The organism is Streptomyces sp. NPDC111802 (assembly GCF_055634335.1).
On sequence record NZ_JBVKCZ010000006.1, the window covers coordinates 282,908 to 300,979 of the forward strand.

Annotated in this window: 16 protein-coding genes and 1 tRNA gene; 5 read left to right on the top strand and 12 right to left on the bottom strand. The window is 71.9% G+C overall.

The window, feature by feature from the left end:
* Positions 1 to 64 precede the first annotated feature (64 nt).
* The 3 genes from ACZ7NC_RS09045 to ACZ7NC_RS09055 are packed head-to-tail and all read left to right on the top strand — an operon-like array spanning position 65 to position 1,865.
* A complete protein-coding gene (locus ACZ7NC_RS09045) occupies positions 65 to 1,024 on the top strand; it encodes a glycine betaine ABC transporter substrate-binding protein (RefSeq protein WP_471486246.1) in 960 nt (319 codons plus the stop codon).
* A gap of 53 nt (positions 1,025 to 1,077) precedes the next feature.
* On the top strand, positions 1,078 to 1,677 hold the full coding sequence (locus ACZ7NC_RS09050) for an ArsR/SmtB family transcription factor (protein ID WP_471486248.1): 600 nt from the start codon (positions 1,078 to 1,080) through the stop codon (positions 1,675 to 1,677).
* Complete coding sequence (locus tag ACZ7NC_RS09055) at positions 1,677 to 1,865, top strand: hypothetical protein (RefSeq protein WP_471486293.1); 189 nt, start codon at positions 1,677 to 1,679, stop codon at positions 1,863 to 1,865. The genes ACZ7NC_RS09050 and ACZ7NC_RS09055 overlap by 1 nt, the downstream gene beginning before the upstream one ends.
* Here ACZ7NC_RS09055 and ACZ7NC_RS09060 read toward each other — a convergent pair.
* The 8 genes from ACZ7NC_RS09060 to ACZ7NC_RS09095 all read right to left on the bottom strand — a co-directional run bounded on the left by ACZ7NC_RS09060 (position 1,862) and on the right by ACZ7NC_RS09095 (position 9,820).
* The gene (locus tag ACZ7NC_RS09060) at positions 1,862 to 2,653 is read right to left on the bottom strand and encodes a YlbL family protein (RefSeq protein ID WP_471486249.1); all 792 of its coding nucleotides are present in this window, start codon (positions 2,651 to 2,653) and stop codon (positions 1,862 to 1,864) included. The two genes, ACZ7NC_RS09055 and ACZ7NC_RS09060, sit on opposite strands and share 4 nt — an antisense overlap.
* 89 nt (positions 2,654 to 2,742) lie before the next feature.
* Positions 2,743 to 3,852, bottom strand: a complete 1,110-nt coding sequence (gene menC / locus ACZ7NC_RS09065) for an o-succinylbenzoate synthase (protein WP_471486250.1) — start codon at positions 3,850 to 3,852, stop codon at positions 2,743 to 2,745.
* Positions 3,849 to 4,655, bottom strand: a complete 807-nt coding sequence (locus ACZ7NC_RS09070; RefSeq protein WP_471486251.1) for a chorismate synthase — start codon at positions 4,653 to 4,655, stop codon at positions 3,849 to 3,851. Before ACZ7NC_RS09070 ends, menC begins: the two co-directional genes overlap by 4 nt.
* A gap of 175 nt (positions 4,656 to 4,830) precedes the next feature.
* On the bottom strand, positions 4,831 to 5,472 hold the full coding sequence (locus ACZ7NC_RS09075; RefSeq protein ID WP_471486252.1) for an IclR family transcriptional regulator: 642 nt from the start codon (positions 5,470 to 5,472) through the stop codon (positions 4,831 to 4,833).
* 303 nt (positions 5,473 to 5,775) lie between these two features.
* Positions 5,776 to 7,584 carry a DEAD/DEAH box helicase gene (locus ACZ7NC_RS09080; RefSeq protein ID WP_471486254.1) on the bottom strand — a complete coding sequence of 603 codons (1,809 nt, stop codon included), beginning with the start codon at positions 7,582 to 7,584 and terminating at the stop codon, positions 5,776 to 5,778.
* A gap of 155 nt (positions 7,585 to 7,739) precedes the next feature.
* Complete coding sequence (locus ACZ7NC_RS09085; RefSeq protein ID WP_471486256.1) at positions 7,740 to 8,108, bottom strand: type II toxin-antitoxin system death-on-curing family toxin; 369 nt, start codon at positions 8,106 to 8,108, stop codon at positions 7,740 to 7,742.
* Complete coding sequence (locus tag ACZ7NC_RS09090; protein ID WP_471486258.1) at positions 8,108 to 8,305, bottom strand: hypothetical protein; 198 nt, start codon at positions 8,303 to 8,305, stop codon at positions 8,108 to 8,110. Before ACZ7NC_RS09090 ends, ACZ7NC_RS09085 begins: the two co-directional genes overlap by 1 nt.
* Before the next feature lie 33 nt (positions 8,306 to 8,338).
* Positions 8,339 to 9,820 (bottom strand): MFS transporter, encoded by a 1,482-nt coding sequence (locus tag ACZ7NC_RS09095; protein ID WP_471486259.1) that lies wholly within the window; start codon positions 9,818 to 9,820, stop codon positions 8,339 to 8,341.
* 203 nt (positions 9,821 to 10,023) lie between these two features.
* Here ACZ7NC_RS09095 and ACZ7NC_RS09100 point away from each other — a divergent pair.
* Both ACZ7NC_RS09100 and ACZ7NC_RS09105 read left to right on the top strand, forming a co-directional pair.
* A tRNA-Cys gene (locus tag ACZ7NC_RS09100) sits at positions 10,024 to 10,098 on the top strand.
* A gap of 142 nt (positions 10,099 to 10,240) precedes the next feature.
* Entirely contained in the window at positions 10,241 to 11,473 is a 1,233-nt protein-coding gene (locus ACZ7NC_RS09105) for an LPXTG cell wall anchor domain-containing protein (protein WP_471486261.1), read from the top strand.
* Between the two features lie 71 nt (positions 11,474 to 11,544).
* Here the strand turns inward: ACZ7NC_RS09105 and ACZ7NC_RS09110 are convergent, their stop codons facing one another.
* The 4 genes from ACZ7NC_RS09110 to ACZ7NC_RS09125 all read right to left on the bottom strand — a co-directional run bounded on the left by ACZ7NC_RS09110 (position 11,545) and on the right by ACZ7NC_RS09125 (position 17,859).
* Positions 11,545 to 12,741, bottom strand: a complete 1,197-nt coding sequence (locus tag ACZ7NC_RS09110; protein ID WP_471486263.1) for an SUKH-4 family immunity protein — start codon at positions 12,739 to 12,741, stop codon at positions 11,545 to 11,547.
* 263 nt (positions 12,742 to 13,004) lie between these two features.
* Positions 13,005 to 15,314 carry a xanthine dehydrogenase family protein molybdopterin-binding subunit gene (locus ACZ7NC_RS09115; RefSeq protein WP_471486265.1) on the bottom strand — a complete coding sequence of 770 codons (2,310 nt, stop codon included), beginning with the start codon at positions 15,312 to 15,314 and terminating at the stop codon, positions 13,005 to 13,007.
* Positions 15,311 to 16,969: a (2Fe-2S)-binding protein gene (locus ACZ7NC_RS09120; RefSeq protein WP_471486266.1), complete on the bottom strand. Its 1,659-nt coding sequence runs from the start codon at positions 16,967 to 16,969 to the stop codon at positions 15,311 to 15,313. Before ACZ7NC_RS09120 ends, ACZ7NC_RS09115 begins: the two co-directional genes overlap by 4 nt.
* Entirely contained in the window at positions 16,966 to 17,859 is an 894-nt protein-coding gene (locus ACZ7NC_RS09125; protein WP_471486268.1) for an FAD binding domain-containing protein, read from the bottom strand. Before ACZ7NC_RS09125 ends, ACZ7NC_RS09120 begins: the two co-directional genes overlap by 4 nt.
* Between the last annotated feature and the right edge of the window lie 213 nt (positions 17,860 to 18,072).

Genomic DNA, 18,072 nt, shown 5'->3' on the forward strand with positions numbered 1-18,072 from the left:
CACTGCTGATCGACTGGCTGGCATCACTGGCCGAAGTGCTGCTGCGGCCACGGGGGTTGGACGTATGAGGCGGCGCGTGGTTCTGGTGGCGACGGGGGTGCTGTTGGCGGCCTGCGGATGCGGGCTGACCAGCGGCTCCCCCATGGCCGACGATGTGCGGCCCGGGACGATCGGCCGGGGCGAGCCGCTGAAGGGCGCCGAACTGACGGTGACGTCCAAGTCCTTCACCGAGCAGCTGATCCTCGGCGCGATCATGGGCATCGCCTTCCAGGCGGCCGGCGCGGAGGTGCTTGACCGCACCGGGATCCAGGGCTCCATCGGCAGCCGCGAGGCGGTGGTGAAGGGCGACGCGGACGCCGGGTACGAGTACACGGGCACGGCCTGGATCACGTACCTGGGCCGCAGCGAGCCCATCCCGGACCCGCACGAGCAGTGGGAGGCGGTGCGGAAGGCCGACGCGAAGAACGGGGTTTCCTGGCTCGACCCGTCCGCGCTGAACAACACCTACGCCCTGGCGATGAACCAGGCCAACCACAAGAAGTACCGCACGAACACCCTCTCCGAGGTCGCCGCGCTGTCCAAGTCCGACCCCGGCGCCGTGACGCTCTGCGTGGAGGTCGAGTTCGCCAACCGGGCGGACGGGCTGCCGGGCATGGCGAAGGAGTACGGCATGAGTGTGCCGACGGGCAACATCACGCAGATGGACACCGGGATCATCTACACCCAGGTCGCGAAGGGGAGTTGCACCTACGGCGAGGTCTTCACCACGGACGGCCGCATCAAGTCCATGAACCTGGTGGTGATGCAGGACGACAAGAAGTTCTTCCCCAACTACAACGCCGCACCGATGGTCAACACCAAGACCCTGGAGAAGTGGCCGGCGATCGCCGAGATCCTCGACCCGATCAGCAAGAAGCTGAACAACTCCGTCGCACAGGATCTGAACGCGAAGGTGGATGTGGACGGGGAGGATCCGCATAAGGTGGCGCTGGACTGGATGAAGGAGGAGGGGTTTGTGAGGTAGGGGTTCCAAAGAAACCCTTGCAAAGGACCCGTTGCATAACTACCTTTGCACGCATGCCGGGAGAGGACAACGTACGGAAACTCGACGCCCGTTCGCTGCGCGGACTCGCACATCCCTTGCGGATGGAGTTGCTCAACGCGCTGCGGCGGCACGGCCCGGCCACCGCGTCGATGCTCGCCGAGCGGCTCGGTGAGTCCAGCGGCGCCACCAGCTATCACCTGCGGCAGCTCGCCGCGCACGGGTTCGTCGAGGACGCGCCGGAGCGCGGTAAGGGGCGCGAGCGGTGGTGGAAGGTGGTCGAGCAGGGCATCTCGGTGCAGGAGGACCTGCATCAGTCCTCGGATCCGGAGGTGCGCGGCGCGGCCGACGCTCTTCTGCACGAGATGGTCTCTCAGCACACCCGCGAATTGACGACCTGGGTGGCCACCCGCGACGACTGGGGGCCGGCGTGGTGGGAGAACCGCGCGATGGACCTGAGCGACTGGCAACTGCGCCTGACGCCCGCGCTCGCCCGTGAACTCATCGCGAAGGTGCATGAGTTGATCGCCGCGTACGACAGGCGCGAAGTCCCCGAAGACGACCCCGACGCGGAGTACGTCCGCTTCCACACGCACGTCTTCCCCATTGCCACGGATCGAAAGAGACCCCAGTGATCGACCCGGAAACCCACCGCGCCTTACACCGCATCCGCGCCGCCGACCTCCGCGCCCAGGCCGACGCGTACCGCCTGGCCTCATCGGCCAAGCCCCCGCAGGACCTCCGCGCCCGCCTCGGCTGGACCCTCGTGGAGGTCGGTCTGCGTCTCGCCACCCCCCGTGCCCCGAGGCCGGCGCCCGTCTAGCAGCTCGGCACCGATCCCTCCCCCGACCCCAGCGCCTCCAACGCCCCCACGGCCCCCTTCAGTGTCGTCACCGGTACCAACCGCAGGCCCTTGGGGAGTTCTGCCTTCGCGTCGCCGCATTCGTCCTTCGGGACCAGGAAGACCGTCGCGCCGTCGCGCTTGGCGGCCTGGGTTTTCAGGGAGACGCCGCCGACGGCGCCGACCTTGCCGGTGGCGTCGATCGTGCCCGTGCCCGCGATGGTGTGGCCGGCGGTGAGGTCGCCGCCCGCGCCGTTGCCGTTGAGTTTGTCGATGATGCCCAGGGAGAAGAGGAGCCCGGCGCTGGGGCCGCCCACGTCGGCGAGTTTCAGGGTGACCTTGATGTTCTTGTCGTTCAGGTCGAGGTAGTTCAGCGCGGCCCGCGTCGCGTCGTCCTGCGACTCCTTCATCTGCTCGGTGTTGTACTGCTCGATCTCCCGCGTGCTCTGGCCGCTCGGGTAGACGGAGTCGCGCGGCATGACCGCCTTGTCCGTGCGGAACCACGCGTCGATCAGATCGCCGAACGTCACATCCGCGTCCGGCGAGGTCGCCTCGATCGTCGTCATGCGCAGCTGGCCGCTGGTGTCCCGGGTCGGCGCACCGGAGATGGTGATCACCGGGTCGCCCTGGTTCTCGCCGAGTACGTTCGCCGTCAGGCCGGGCTGCGTCAGCGAGAACGGCAGTGGCGCGAAGGCAGCCGTGGCGAGCAGGGCCACGACCGGCAGGGCGCAGACGGCGACGGCCCGGGGGCGCGTGAGACGAGAGAACACGGGATCAATCTAACGTGGCGACGGGTTCCGGCCAGGTCCAGGTCGGAGCTGCCCAGGTTGCCCCATCCAGGTCACATACAGGTCTCGACCTAGGCGACGTACAGGTCCCGCCGCTCCTTCGTGAAGCGCCGCAGCACCCCCGGCAACGGCTCCACCCCGATACCCGGCGACCGCGGAACCGGCAGATGGCCGTCCACCAGCACGAACGGCTCCGTGATGTCCTCAGCGAAGTAGCGGCTGGAGGCCGAGGTGTCCCCGGGGAGCGTGCAGCCGGGCAGGGCCGCCAGCGCCAGGTTCGGTGCGCGGCCGATTCCCGTCTCCAGCATGCCGCCGCACCACACCGGCACCCCGTGCGCGTGCGCCACGTCATGGACCCGCCGCGCCTCCAGGTATCCCCCGACCCGGGCGGGCTTCACGTTCACGACCCGGCACGCGTCCATCGCGATGGCGGACGCGGTGTCGCGGGCGTTGTGCAGGGACTCGTCCAGGCAGACGGGCGTCGTGATGCGCTGCTGGAGGCGGGCGTGGGCGTACAGGTTGTTCTCGTCCAGCGGCTCCTCGATCAGCAGCAGCCGGAACTCGTCCAGCCGCCGCAGATGCTCGGCGTCCGCGAGCGTGTACGCCGTGTTGGCGTCGACCTGGAGGGGCAGGTCCCAACCGAAGCGGTCGCGTACCGCCCGTACCGGTTCCAGGTCCCAGCCGGGTTCGATCTTCAGCTTGATCCGGACGTACCCCTCGGCGAGATATCCCTCGACGTCGTCCAGCAGCTCGGCGAGCGTCCCCCTGATCCCCACCGACACCCCGGCCGGCACCCGCTCCCGCACCGCCCCGAGATACGTGGCCAGCGGCATCCCGTGCGACCGCAGCTCCGCGTCCAGCACCGCCGTCTCCAGCGCCGCCTTCGCCAGCTCATGCCCCTTGATCTTCGCCATCGCCGGCGCGAGGTGGGCCGTATCGAACACGGGGAGTGCGGCGACGCGCGGCAGCAGGAAGTCGCGCAGCACGATCTCCGCGCCGGCCACGAACTCCGAGCAGTACAGCGGCTCGGGGTCGGCCGCGAACTCCGACCAGCCCTCGGCGGTGTCGGTGACGAGGTGCAGCAGGAAGGTGTCCTTCGTCGTCATCGTGCCGAAGGAGGTGCGGAAGGGGGTGACCAGCGGGATCGCCACATGGACGATCTCGACGCGTTCGAGTTTCACGGGGTGGCCTCCGTCGTCTCCCGGCGGGTGAGCGTGTACCAGCCGTCCCGGGACATGCCCGTCGCGGTGAAGCCGTCGGCGAAGGCCTTGGTGAACACCTCTCGGACGGCCCGCCGCCAGGCCAGCGCCAGCGCCGGCTCGGCGGCCCGGATCCGCACTATGTCGTCCGGCACCCGGCACCACAGATGCCGGTCGTCGAGGTCACGGCAGGCGAGCGGTCCGCCGTCGGGGGCGAGGTGCGTGGTGGGCGCGCAGTCGCGGTCGGGGGTCTCGTCCGGTCTCGGGGAGGAGACCCCCGAGACCGGGTACGCCGGTACGGGCCCCGCCAGCTGCCACGTCACCGCCAGCCGGTCGCTCTCGTCGCCGTCGTTGACGCCGTCCGCCATGGGTCCGTAGAAGTCGACGAGGTACTCGGTGCCGACGGCGCCCAGCTTGATCAGGTTGAACCGGGCGTTGCGCCCGACCAGCGGATCGAAGGTCCACCGCATGGTCCGCGCCCCGCGCTCCACCGCCCAGGCCCGCTGCGCCTGCTTCACCTCGAACCCGAGCCCCTGATCGGCCGCCGCGACCAGCGAGTACGCCTCCTTGGACGCGGGCGGCCCGAACACCGCGACGGATGCCCCGGCCAGCCGCGCCCCGTCGTAGGCGGCGTGCACCGCCCCGCCCGCGTGCACCAGGCTGTGCAGCACTTCGGCCGGGTAGGGCGGGGTACTACGGGGCGTCTGCCATACGTCGCTGAAGTAGTCGGCGACGGCGGAGAGCGCGGTGACGTCGTGGACGGTGCGGATGCTGACAGTGGTCATGTACCGAGTGTCGGAGGCCGTGGCGGCTGTGCCTAGAGCGCCGCACGGCCACCGCCACAGCGCCAGGGGTGGCATCCCGCCGGCCGTCGGCGCGGCACCGGGCCCTCCGTCGGCGCACCGTCCCGCGCCCCGTCAGCCCACTCACCCGCCACCCATCACCGTCACCCGCCACCCGTCACCGCAGCGCCTCGGCGACCTCCTTCGCCGCGTCCATGACCCTCGGCCCGACCCGCTCCGGCACCGCGTCGGCCAGCATCACCACACCCACGCTGCCCTCGACGCCGGTCACCCCGAGCAACGGCGCGGCGGCCCCGCTCGCACCCGCCTCCAGCTCGCCGTGGGTCAGGGTGTAGCCGGGCTCCTCCATCGGCTGCTGCCGGGCGGCGAGTATCGCCCGGCCCGCGGCACCACGGTCCAGGGGGTGGCGGAAACCGGCCCGATACGCCACGTGGTAGTCGGTCCACGTCGGCTCGACCACGGCGACGGCCAGCGCCTCCGTACCGTCCACCAGCGTCAGATGGGCCGTCGCCCCGATGTCCTCGGCGAGCGAACGCAGCGCGGGCAGCGCGGCCTCGCGTACGAGGGGATGCACCTGTCGGCCCAGTCGCAGCACCCCGAGCCCGACCCGGGCGCGGCCGCCCAGGTCACGGCGTACGAGGGCGTGTTGTTCCAGCGTGGCGAGCAGCCGGTACACGACCGTCCGGTTCACGCCCAGTTTGTTGGAAAGCTCGGTGACGGTCAGTCCGTGGTCCGTATCGGCCAGCAGTTTGAGGACACGCAGTCCCCGGTCGAGCGTCTGAGAGGTCTCCGCGGTCACGACGCCCACTCCTTAGTGGTGAGGTCGGCAGCCCCCTCGCGGCGGATGCGTCACCGAGTCCCGTCAGTGACGCGCTTCAGAGGCCGCCGATCGGTCTGCGGTCCGGCATTCCGGACCGCGTCGCTTCACGGCTGCGCTCCGCGGCGGCGCTGCCACGGGGCGTGTGCGTAGGCGGACATTAGCGAAGCCGGTTCGCTGAGCGGAAGGCTCCGTCCAGAATCCGGGCAGCGGCCGGTGCGGACCACGCCCGTTTGCCCTGATATGTACGGCGCGCGCGGCGCCCGGTAAGGAGCGCGGAGCCGCTCACCTCATCCGGGTGGCCCACTCCTGCACCTTGGCGATCCGCTGCCGCAGCTGCCCCGCCGTCGCCTCGGCGCTGGGCGGACCGCCGCACACCCGTCGCAGCTCCGTGTGGATCACCCCATGAGGCTTGCCGCTCTGATGGACGTATGCGCCGACCATCGTGTTGAGCTGCTTCCGCAGCTCCATCATCTCCTTGTGCGAGACCACGGGGCGGCGCTCGGCGGGCAGTTCGAGGAGGTCGGCCTCGGCGTCCGGCTTCTTACGGCTGTGCGCGATCTGCCGCGCCTGCCGCTTCTGGAGCAGGAGTTGGACCTGGTCGGGCTCCAACAGCCCGGGAATCCCCAGGTAGTCCTGCTCCTCCTCGCTCCCGGGGTGGGCCTGCATGCCGAACTCGGCACCGTCGTAGAGCACCCGGTCGAAGACGGCCTCGGACTCCAGCGCCTCGAAGGAGAACTGCTCCTGCTCGCCGGTGTCCTCGTCCTGCTCCTTGTTCGCCTCCTCCATCTCCTTCTCGGACTCGGCGTACGGGTCCTCCTCGCCCTCCTTCTTCGGCTTGTCGAGGGCGTGGTCGCGCTCGACCTCCATCTCGTTGGCAAAGGTGAGCAGGTCGGGGACGGTCGGCAGGAAGACGGACGCGGTCTCGCCGCGCCGCCGGGACCGTACGAAACGGCCGACGGCCTGGGCGAAGAAGAGGGGCGTGGAGATGGTGGTGGCGTACACCCCGACGGCGAGCCGAGGCACGTCGACGCCTTCGGACACCATCCGGACGGCGACCATCCACCGGTCGTTGTTGCTGCTGAACTCGTCGATACGGTCGGACGCCCCGGCATCGTCGGAGAGCACGACGGTCGCCTTGCTGCCGGTGATCTCACGGATCAGCTTGGCGTAGGAGCGCGCCGAGTCCTGGTCCGAGGCGATCACGAGCGCACCCGCGTCCGGGATGGCCTTGCGCACCTCGGTCAGCCGCTGATCGGCGGCCCGCAGCACGCTCGGCATCCATTCGCCGCGCGGATCGAGGGCGGTGCGCCAGGCCTGCGAGACGGCGTCCTTGGTCATGGGCTCGCCGAGCCGAGCGGCGATCTCGTCCCCCGCCTTGGTCCGCCAGCGCATGTTGCCGCTGTAGGAGAGGAAGATGACGGGCCGCACGACGCCGTCGGACAGCGCGGACCCGTAGCCGTAGGTGTAGTCGGCGGCGGACCGCCGAATGCCCGCGTTGTCCTCTTCGTACGTCACGAAGGGGATGGGGTTGGTGTCGGACCGGAAGGGGGTGCCGGTGAGGGCGAGTCGGCGCGTGGCGGGCTCGAAGGCCTCCAGACAGGCCTCGCCCCAGGACTTGGAGTCACCGGCGTGGTGGATCTCGTCGAGGATGACGAGGGTCTTGCGCTGCTCGACGCGGTTGCGGTGCAGCATGGGCCGTACGCCGACGCCCGCGTACGTCACGGCGACGCCCTGGTAGTCCTTGCCGAGCGGGCCGGCGCTGTACTCGGGGTCGAGCTTGATGCCTATGCGCGCGGCGGCCTCCGCCCACTGCTTCTTCAGATGCTCGGTCGGCGCGACCACGGTGACCTGCTGCACGACATGGTGGTGCAGCAGCCAGGAGGCCAGGGTGAGGGCGAAGGTCGTCTTGCCGGCGCCCGGCGTGGCGACCGCGAGGAAGTCACGCGGCTGCTCCTGGATGTACTTCTCCATCGCCCCCTGCTGCCAGGCACGCAGCTTGCTGGCGGTGCCCCAGGGGGCGCGGCCGGGGAAGGCAGGCGACAGGTGGTGGGAGTGGGAGGCAGAACTGGAGCTGGCGGCGGTGGTAGTCACGGTCTCCGGGGTGATGTGGTCGGGCGGCTCGACTGGGTGTGGCGGTTGGGCCACATGGAACAACCGGGCCACCTTATCGGTGGCCCGGTTGGCTCAACGCGCGGACTGCGCCGGGTTGAGCGTGGATGCGGTCGACCTCACAGAGGGCGTCGACATCAGCGCGCGAAGCGCGGCAGCCGGGCAGCGATCTTGCGAACGTCCAGAGCGCCCTGGCAGACGTCCAGCACGAATGTCTCCGCCTCGTCCACGTCGAAGTCGGCGTCCAGCGGGTGCCCGCTCATGTGCAGGAAGACCCAGGTCGCGTACCAGGCGATGCGCCTGTTCCCGTCGACGAGAGCGTCGTTGCGGGCGAGCGACTCCATCAGAGCGGCGGCCTTCTGCCAGACGTCCGGGTAGGCGTCCTGCCCGAAGACGCTTGACTGAGGACGCGCCAGGGCGGAGTCCACGAGCCCGTAGTCGCGCACCTCGTCGGCCTCGAGCCGCTCGGCGAGGTTCAGCAGCTCGGGCAGGGTGAGGAAGTGCATCAGGCGAGCCTCTTGTTCAGCTCGGCGCTGGCGTTGAGCACGTGCTCGGCCGCCTCGTTGAACAGCCGCGAATGCTCGCTTATGGCCGAGATCACAGCGTCGTGCGCGAAGGCCTGCATACTGCGCCCCTCTGCCGCCGCCCGCTCACGCAGCGCGTCCAGTTCCTCATCCGTGAACCGCAGGTTCAGTCCAGCCATGGACCGACGGTACCGCGCGGTACCACTCGGTTGTCATTCGGAAGCCGCCCGCACCCGCGTAGTCACCCAAGCCCCCACCAACGCCACCCCCGCCATCGGCAGGAACACCGCCGCGAACGCCCCCGGATGCGACCCGGCGCCGGACACCCCCGTGGCCGCATGGCTCACCGTCCCCCCGCCCAGGGCGGCGAAGGCCGCGCCGCCGACGGCCAGCAGGACGACATTGGACAGGCCGTCGGAGATCTGGAGCGCGGCGGAGTTCGTACCGGCCTCCTCGGGGGCGGAGAGATGGAGCAGCAGCACGCTGGTGGAGGAGATCACCAGCCCCATCCCGAAGCAGCCGAACGCCCACGCCACGGCCAGGGTCCAGGCGGGCACGGAGTCGATCAGCACACTCGGCGCGGCGGCGATGGAGGCCGCGACCAGCACCATCCCCACCGTCATCAGCCGTTCCCGGTACGGCTCCACCCGTGGCCGCGACTGCAGCCACGACCCCAGCGCCCATGTCCCCCCGCCCGCCGCGAGCGAGAACCCGGCGAGCGTCGGCGACAGCCCCCGCTGGGTGACCAGCATCAGCGGCACGAAGGACTCGGCCGCGATGAACGACCCGGCGGCGACCCCGCGCAACAGCACCACGGACGGCAGCCCGCGCGCCGCCCGGTATGTGCCGCGCGGGAGCAGCCCGCGCACGGCCGGTACGAGGAGCACGGCGCCGACCACGCCGGGGACGACGGAGAACCACCGCAGGTCCTGGGCGGCGTACTGCAACAGCCCCGCGCCGAGGGAGATGCCGAGGGCGAGCCGGATGCGCCGCCGGTCGAAGGAGGCGGAGCGGGCGGAGCGGGCGGAGTCGTCGACGGGCCCTTGCGCCCGGCGCCGTATCTGCGGCAGCGCGAGCGCGAGCGGAAAGACGACCAGCACCGGAATCCCGATGAACACCCAGCGCCAGCCCAGATGCTCGGTCACCGCCCCCGAGGCCAGCGGCCCCACGATCGAGGGCACGACCCAGCTCGCCGCGAACGCCGCCATGATCGCCGGCCGTAGCCGCTCGGGGTAGGCCCGCCCGACGACGACGTACAGCGCGACGATGACCAGTCCCCCGCCGAGCCCCTGCACGGCCCGCCCGAGAATGAACAGCCACATCGCTCCCGCGGTCCCGGCCAGCAACAGCCCGGCCCCGAAGGAGGCGATCCCGGCCGTGAGCGCCCCGAGCGGTCCCCGCCGGTCCGACCACTGTCCCGCGAGCACCATCCCGAACAGGCTGGTCGTGAAGTACCCCGAGAACGCGAAGGCGTACAACGACACCCCGTCCAGCTCCCGAGCCGCGACCGGCATCGCCGTCCCGACGGCGGTCGCCTCGAACGCGATGAGCAGCACCACGGATACGATCCCGATACTGAGCGCCCGATACGACCGTCCCAGCACGGTCTCCTCGACCTCTGGGACGGAGGGCACACCGGATGTCTTCGTGACGTCGGCGTCGGCGTCGGCGTCGCGCGGTTCGAGGGCGGTCATGGTCGCCAGCGTAAGGGCCACAACCTACTTTGGCCCCTGTCGGGAGACGGCTCCGCACTGCGACCTTGGTCGTACGACCGGGGCTTCACCGGACGGGCTTCACCGGGCGGGCTTCATGAACGGGGTGTGGCAGTCGCGTTGCAGGGCTCGCGATTCCCTTGAGCGGTCCGCGAGCCCGCCCGTACGGTCGAACCACCGATCACGGCCGTGTGCCCGAGTGGTTCAGGGATTCGCCTGCAAAGCGAATTACGCGGGTTCGATTCCCGCCACGGCCTCCATCTTTTCTCCCTTCCCCTCCCTCTCTCCTCCCTCTCTCCTCAAACAGCAGCACAACCCTCGGCACCCTCCAGATGTCCAGGACATGACTGGACGGCAAACGTCCGGTTGCCGTGCTTCCTGTTTCGACGAGGAGACCCATCCGTGCGCCAGCGCATCCGCCCCTCGCACCTCCGCACGTCCGCCGCCTTCGTGGCCGCCGCCGCGATCGCCACTGCCGTCCCCGCGGTCGCCGCCTCCTCGGCGTATGCCGACGAGGGCGGGCCCTCCCTGGTGATCTCGGCTCTGCCGAGCGCGTCTCCCGAGCCCGGCGAGGTGTACGACGAGAACGTCGTCATCACCAACAACGGCACCGCGGCCGCGGACGGCGTCACTTTCCGGATCCGGCTGACCCGGGGGCTCGACTTCCCCGAGGACGTGAAGGGCTGCACGTACTCGACCGTCGCGGACCAGGTCAGGCAGGCCCTGTGCGAGCTGGACACGGTCGTCGAACCCGGCGCCTCCGTCGAGACGCCCGTGCGGTTCAAGGCGCAGCCCAACGCGCTGATGGAGGCCGTCGAGTACGGCACCTCCGCCACCGGCGAGGCCCCGGGCGAGGGGTTCGGCGACAGTTACCGGCGGCTGACCCTGACCGCCGACAGCTCGGCCGACCTCGTCGCTGTCGGTGACGACACCGAGGCCCTCGCGGGCGACCGTCAGTCCTTCACGGTCCAGCTGCGCAACGACGGCCCCGGCTGGATCCAGAACCAGGAGAGCGACGACCAGACCGCGCTCATGGTGCAGATACCGAAGGACACGGTCGCCTCCGAAGTGCCCAAGGAGTGCGCGCCGTTCGGCATCGACGGTCCGTCCGGACCGGGGGGTACGCCGGGCAAGTCCAAGTACGTCTGCTGGCCCGCCGACCACACCATCGACGTCGGCGAGTCCCTGTCCTTCACCTTCATGCTGGAGATCGACGAGGACGCGACGACCACCACGGGCGAGGTGAAGGCGACCTCCGTCTACGACATCCACCCGGAGTTCGACAAGAACCCCGCCAACGACAAGGCGCAGATCCGCATCGCCATCCCCACCGACAACGAGCCCGGCCCCACCCCCTCCGGCGGCTCGACGGACGGCGGCTCCACCACGGGCGGCGACGGCAACGACCCCGAGGGCCAGTCCACCGGCGGCACCGGCAGCACGGGCAGCACCGGGTCCACCTCGGCCGGCACCACGACGGGCGGCTCCACCACCGGCTCCGTCGACGGCAATCTCGCCAGCACCGGCTCCGACGGCACCCCGCTCATCGCCGGCGCGGCAGCCGCCGCGGCGGCCCTCGGCGGCGGCCTGATCCTGGCCGTACGCCGGCGCCGTGCGGCCGCCAAGTCCGCCTGACCGCCCCTGCCTCCTGAGACCGGCCGTCAGAGGTACCCGGCCGGTCTCGGGGGTACGGCGTCGTCCGCGGCTTACCGCAGCCCGCCCACCGACTCCAGCAACCCGCTCGCCTCGTCCTGGAACGCCTCCGTCCAGTAATGTCGGCCGTCGCTGCCCGCCGTGGTGCCCGTCGGGTCGACCGTCGACAGGACCTGGAGCATCGTCATGGCCAGTTGGTCATAGGTGTCGCTGGTCAGGGCGTGGCCCGACTCCTCGTCCATCGTCTGCTCGCGGTGCAGCAGCCAGAGGGTGAAGGCGAGGGTCGAGACGTCCGTGTTCAGCGGGAACAGCCTCGCCTCGGGCTCGCTCCAGTTCAGGACCGCGCCCGTCTCGCCGTCGACGACCAGGCTGTTGTCCTCGACGAGGTGGCCCAGGCGTATCAAGCGGTCGGCGCGGGCCGGGAGTTCGGCCGAGGGGTCGACATCGGCGTAGTACTCGGCCAGCGTCGGCAGCGACACGTCCGGGTCGAGGGAGAACAGGAAGGCGTCCTCCGGCAGGCCCACCTCGCGCAGGAAGCGGCGGGTCGGCTCGTGCGTGAGCGTGGCCGGGAAGTCGACCTCCTCGAAACGCGCCACCTTGCGCCGGCCGAACTCCTCGTCCAGGAGGCGCGGCGGCAGGTCGAGCGCCAGCCCCGACTGTCCGGCCCGGCCCGCGACGAGCGCCAGGGGCCGGATCAGGGCCGCCATCCGCCAGAACGGCGCCGGCTCACCGTCCGTGCCCTCCTCGAACACGGCCAGCAGATGGCGCGACGCCTCCGCCACCGCCTTCGGGCCGTACCGGCCGACGTACGACGCGAACTGGCCGCGCAGGCCCGCCAGTTCGTCCGTCGCCTCCGCGAAGCGGACCAGTGTCCGCAGGGACGGGGCCAGCGGGCGGCGGTCCATCAGGTCGGGGCGGTCGTGCAGAAGGTGCGTCGTGGAGATCTCTCCGGTCGCGCCGTCCAGCAGGACCGACTCCGTCTCCAGGCCGCCGGGGCCCAGCAGTCCGCCTATCACCAGCTGGCCCCTGAGCTCCGCCGCCAGCCGGTCCTGCGGATCGCCCGTCGAGTCCGCCACCGTGCGCAGACCCGCCCGGCTCAGCTCGGCGAAGCTCAATACGCCGCTGTCGCCGGGCAGTCCGGGTCCGGTCAGCCAGCGTCGCGTCGACGCGTGCGTGATGTACGGCCCCAGCTCGGCCTCGGTCAGGACGATCCCCGTATCACCGACGCGAGTCGTAGTCGTCGTGCTCATGGCTCCCCCGCATGCGCTTTCTCCCCGCCCCCGGACACGGCACGGCCCACCGGCCGGCCCGCCGGATCCGGCTGCCGTCCCCACTGTTCAGAACACTACGCGTCGCCACTGACAACGCCCCGGACCAGCACGCCCACTGACAGCGCTTCACATCAGTAGACGCACAGCCCACCCGCGAACGTTCCCTCGCGACTGGAATCGCTCCCACGACCGCCGTAGCAACCGGGACAATCCGCCCCATTCGGCGCGCCGGCCGGAGCCCGCTACTGGGCGTTGACCACCGCGGCCTGCGGCCGGATCGGCAGCCGGTTCACCGGTCGGCCCGTGGCCGCTCGTACGGCCGACGCGATGGCCGCCGGTGACGTCACCACCGGCACCGCGCTCACCGCCTTCGCGCCGAAGGGCGCGACCACGTCCCGCTCCTCGACCAGTTTCACGATCCGGATGTCGGGGGCGTCCAGGGCCGTCGGCAGGGAGTAGCCGGTCAGGTCCGGGTGGCGGATCAGGCCGCGTGCCGAGCGCAGGTTCTCCGTGAGCGCGATGCCCACGCCCTGTGTCACGCCGGCCTCGATGCGCGCCTCCAGCTGGGCCGGGTTCAGCACCCGGCCGACGTCCTGGGCGAGCGCCAGCTCGACCACGCGGACCGAGCCCAGCTCGATGTCCACGTCGACGACCGCGCGGATCGCGCAGAAGGCCATGCCCACGAAGGCGTCGCCCTGGCCGACGTCGTTCAGCGGCTCGGTCGGGTGCGGGCGGCACTGGGCCGTCGCCCACAGCTCCTTGCCGTCCATCGCCTCGGTGACGGTGGTCGACAGGACGCCGTCGTACGACGTGATCTTGCCGTCGGTGATCTGGAGCAGCTCGGTGGACATGCCGAACTTGTGCGCCAGGGGCTGCAGCAGCTGCGTACGGACCATCTTGGCCGCTCGCTCCACCGCGCCGCCCGACACCCAGGTGTGGCGGCCGCGGCAGCCCGCGCCCGCCGGGGGCTGGTCGGTGTCCACGGGTGCCACGTGCACCTCGTCGATGCCCAGCGTCTCCTGGACGATCTGCCGGGCCAGCGTCGTGAAGCCCTGGCCGGTCTCCACCGCGGCGCACAGCACGGTCGCGACGCCGTCGTGGACCTTCACGGTCGCCGTGGAGACCTCGTCCGCGCCCTCGGCGCCGAGCATGTGCACCATGCCCAGGCCGTAGCCCACGCCCCGCCGTACGGCACCCGGTTCGCCCGCGCCCTCGGGGCCGCCGGGCAGCAGCCACTCGTCCTCGGGCGTGTCCTTCGGAAGGGCGGGCAGCGGGTAGTCCCGTACGGCCTGGAGGAGCTCGGCCACGGGAGCCGGGCACGTCACCGTCTGACCGGTCGGGAGTACGTCACCGGTCGCCATGGCGTTGCGCAGGCGCAGTTCCGCCGGATCCATGCCGAGCTTCTTGGCCAGCTTGTCCATCTGCGCCTCGTACGCGGCGCACACCTGCATGGCGCCCTCGCCGCGCACATGGCCGGAGGGCGGGTTGTTGGTGCGTACGGCCCAGCCCTCGATGAAGGCGTTCGGGACGACGTACGGGCCGCAGGCGAAGCCGACCGCGGCGGCCAGCGCTTCGGCCGAGGTGTCGGCGTAGGCGCCCGCGTCCAGCAGGATCTGCGCCTCGACCTTGACCAACCTGCCCTCGGCGTCGGCGTGATGGCGGTACCGGAGCAGGGTGGGGTGCCGGTGCGTGTGGCCGAGGAAGGACTCCTCGCGCGTGGCCGTCAGCTTCACCGGGCAGCCGGTCTTGAGAGCAAGCAGGCCGAGCGGGAGCTGGAAGCCCTGGTCCTCGCGGTCGGCGGTGGCGCCCGGGACGCCGGTGACGACGACCTTGACGCGCTCGGGTTCCAGGCCGTAGCAGGCGGCGGCCCGGTCGCGGTCGGTGTGCGGGTCGGTCGAGGCCAGGTAGAGCTCCACGCCGCCGTCGGGGCGCGGTACCGCGAGGCCCGCCTCGGCGCCGATGGGGGCCGGGTCCTGGCGGCCGATGCGGTACAGGCCCTCGACGACGATGTCGCCGGCCGCGTCGGGGTCGCCGTGGCGCAGCGGGATGTGGCGGATCAGGTTGCCGTCGGGGTGCAGCGGCTCGGCCTCGAAGGCCTGCTCGGGGTCGGTCACCGGGTCGAGCGTCTCGTACTCGACGATGACGGCCGCGGCGGCCAGCCGCGCGGTGTCGGGGTGGTCGGCGGCGACGGCGGCGATGGGCTCGCCGTGGTGGCGCACGACCTCGGAGGCGAACACCGGGCGGTCCGCCTTGCCGCGGCCGAGCAGCGGGCTGCCCGGCACGTCCTCGTGCGTGACGACGGCCCGGACTCCGGGCATCTCGCGCGCGTGGGTGGTGTCGATGGACTTGATGCGCGCGTGCGGGTGCGGCGAGCGCAGCACGGCCGCCCACAGCAGGCCCTCGGCCCACAGGTCGGCCGCGTACGGGAAGGTGCCCTCGGTCTTGGCGCGGGCGTCGGCGGCCGGCAGGGAGGCGCCGATGCCGTGCGGGATCGGCTCGGGGGCGGGTGCTGCCTCCGCGGCTGTGGTCGCGGTGGCGGCTTCGTTGCTCACGCCTGGCCTCCGTCCTGTCCGTACGCCTGGTCATGCGGGCCCCTGTTGGGCCCCGGGTTCATGGCCCCCGGCGCCTCGAACGCCGACGGGTTGACCCCGCCGGCCCCCGGGCCCGCCTGGTGAGGGATACGCGGCTCGTCGCCGTCGCGTTCGGGCCCGTCGGCCGCCGAGTGCGCCTCGCGTTCGGCGACGACCTCCTTGACGGCCTCCACCACGCCCCGGTAGCCGGAGCAGCGGCACAGGTTGCCGCACAGTGCCTGGCGGGTCTCCAGCTCGGTCGGGGCCGGGTTGCCCTCCAGCAGGTCGTGCACGGTCATCGCCATGCCCGGCACGCAGAAGCCGCACTGCACGGCGCCGCACCGCGCGAGCGCGCGCTGCACGTCGGAGGACTGCCCGTCGACGGCCAGGCCCTCGACGGTACGCACCTCGCTGCCGGCGGCGGTCACGGCCGGCACCAGGCAGGACGCGACGAGCCGTCCGTCGACCTGCACGTTGCAGGCCCCGCACTCGCCCTGTGAGCAGCCGTCCTTGGCGCCCGCGAGGCCGAGCCGCTCGCGCAGCACGTAGAGCAGCGACTCGCCGATCCAGGCGTCCGAGACGGGCCGGTCGGCGCCGTTGACGCGCAGGACGTAGGAGGCGAGGGGGTGTTCCTCGCCGGAGGGCGGCGGTGCGTCGTCCGTGGCGGCCTCGGCGGCCTCCGGGCCGGAGTCGCCGTCAACGGCCGGGGCGTTTCCGTCGGAGGCTTCTGCCGGGCCCTGAGCGGCCTCTGGGGCGCCCTGGGTGTCCGGGACATCCGTGGCGGCCTCATCGGCCCGCGCAGCGGCCTGTGCGGCCTCTGAGGCGCTTGCCGCGGAATCCTCGACGGGCGCCGACGCACCGGAGGCATGGGCGGCCGGGTCGGACCGCTCGTGCGGATCCGGCGCGTGCCGCTCGCCGGGCCGTTCGGCGCCGTGCTCGCCGGGGTGTACGGGGTGCTGGTCACCGGCGTGCGGTCCCGGCTGACCGGGAACGTGCCCGGCATCGGTCGGGCGTCCGGGCGCGGTTCCCAACGCCTCGCCGGCCGCCGCCTGCGCCTCCTGCCCCCAGGGCTGTCCGGTCGCCTGGGGCGCCCATGGCGCGGACGCGCCGCCCGGCAGCGTGGCCGGCGGGGTGCCGCCCCACTGCTCGACGAGCGACGACGTGGTGAACTCGCCCGATTCGTCGGGAAGGTCACCATTGGCGACGGGGATCGACCACTGCCCGGTGACATCGTGGCCGGGCGCGGCGCCGCCGCCCTCCCGGCCTGCCGCGGTCTCCGAGAAGTTCCACTGCTGGGTGGCGGCGGGGTTGTACGTGAACTGGCCGCTGCCCGTGTCCTGCGCGGCGTTCGGGTCGGGCCACCGGGCACCCTCGGCGGGCGCGCCCGCGGCCGGCCAGCCGCCGGGGGCCGCGGGGTCGGTGCCCGCGGTCGGTTCCGGCGCGGCCGTTATCCGCGGCGGGACGTACCCGTGTCCGGGCGCGGCGAGCGGGCTGTCCGAGGACGCCAGGAGGGCGTCCATGCCCCCTTCGGGGAGCTTGACGAAGGCGGTGGCGCCGTCGTCGTACTCGCCCTGGGGCAGCGGGTCCCAGCGGCCCCTGCCCTGGGGCGTGCCCTCTCCGTGCTGGTCGTCGGTCACGACAGTGCCCTCCCCAGTGCTCGTCGGGCCAGTGCGGCGACGGTGCGCCGCAGGTGCAGTACGGCGGGCGGATGCTGGGCCACGGACCCGTCCTCGGCCGGGGCCGGGTCGGGGATGCAGGCCGCGGCGACGTACTCCCCGAAGGCGTTCAGCGCCTCGGGGACGATCGCGCGGTTGTTGTCCCAGTCGATCAGCTGGGCGACCCAGTGCTCGGCCTCCAGGGGCCGGAGCGGCATCGGCGCTATGGCGCCCACGGCGCACCTGACTCCGCGCCGGGCGGGGTCGAGCACGACCGCGACGGACGCCGTGGCACGCCCCGGGCCGGTGCGGCCGGTGGCCTTGAGGAAGACCTGCGGGGCGTGCAGCAGCGGCACGCGCACATAGCCGATGAGTTCGCCGGCGCGCAGCATCTCCATGCCCGCCAGCAGGTGCGACACCGGGATCTCCCTGCGGGCTCCGCCCGGGCCCGCGACGATCAGGGCCGCTTCGAGAGCGGCGAGCACCGGCAGCGCGTCACCGGTCGGGGACGCCGAGGCGATGTTGCCGCCGAGGGTGCCCGCGTTGCGGATCTGCGGCGGGCCCGCGGCGCGCGCGGCGGCGGCGAGCGCCGGGATGAGGGCCGCGAAGTCGGGGCGGCCCATACGCGCGTGCGTGAGGCCCGCGCCGAGCAGCGCATGGCCGTCCTGGTACTGCCAGCCACGGATCTCGCTGATCCGGCCGAGGCCGACCAGCGCGGCGGGCCTGAGCTGCCCGGAGTTGACTGCGGCCATCAGGTCGGTGCCGCCCGCGACGGGCACGGCGGCGGGCATGGCGGCGAGTGCCGCCACGGCCTCGTCCAGCGTCGTGGGCAGCGTGACGGCCTGCGCCGCCTGCGGTGCGTGCGTGGTCAAACCGGCTGCCCCTTCCCGCTGCCCCACCTGGTCCCACCTGTGTTGCCGTACGGTACGTGCTGACAGGGCGGACGTGGCAACTCTGGCACATCTTCGCAGGGCACGAAGACGGGGGTCCGCTAGTGATCTGGTTGTGAGTTGGTTCGGCACCACGTGGGTTGCTTTCCGTACCACTTCACGGGTTCGCATACCTGGTGCCGATTGGCTGCGGTC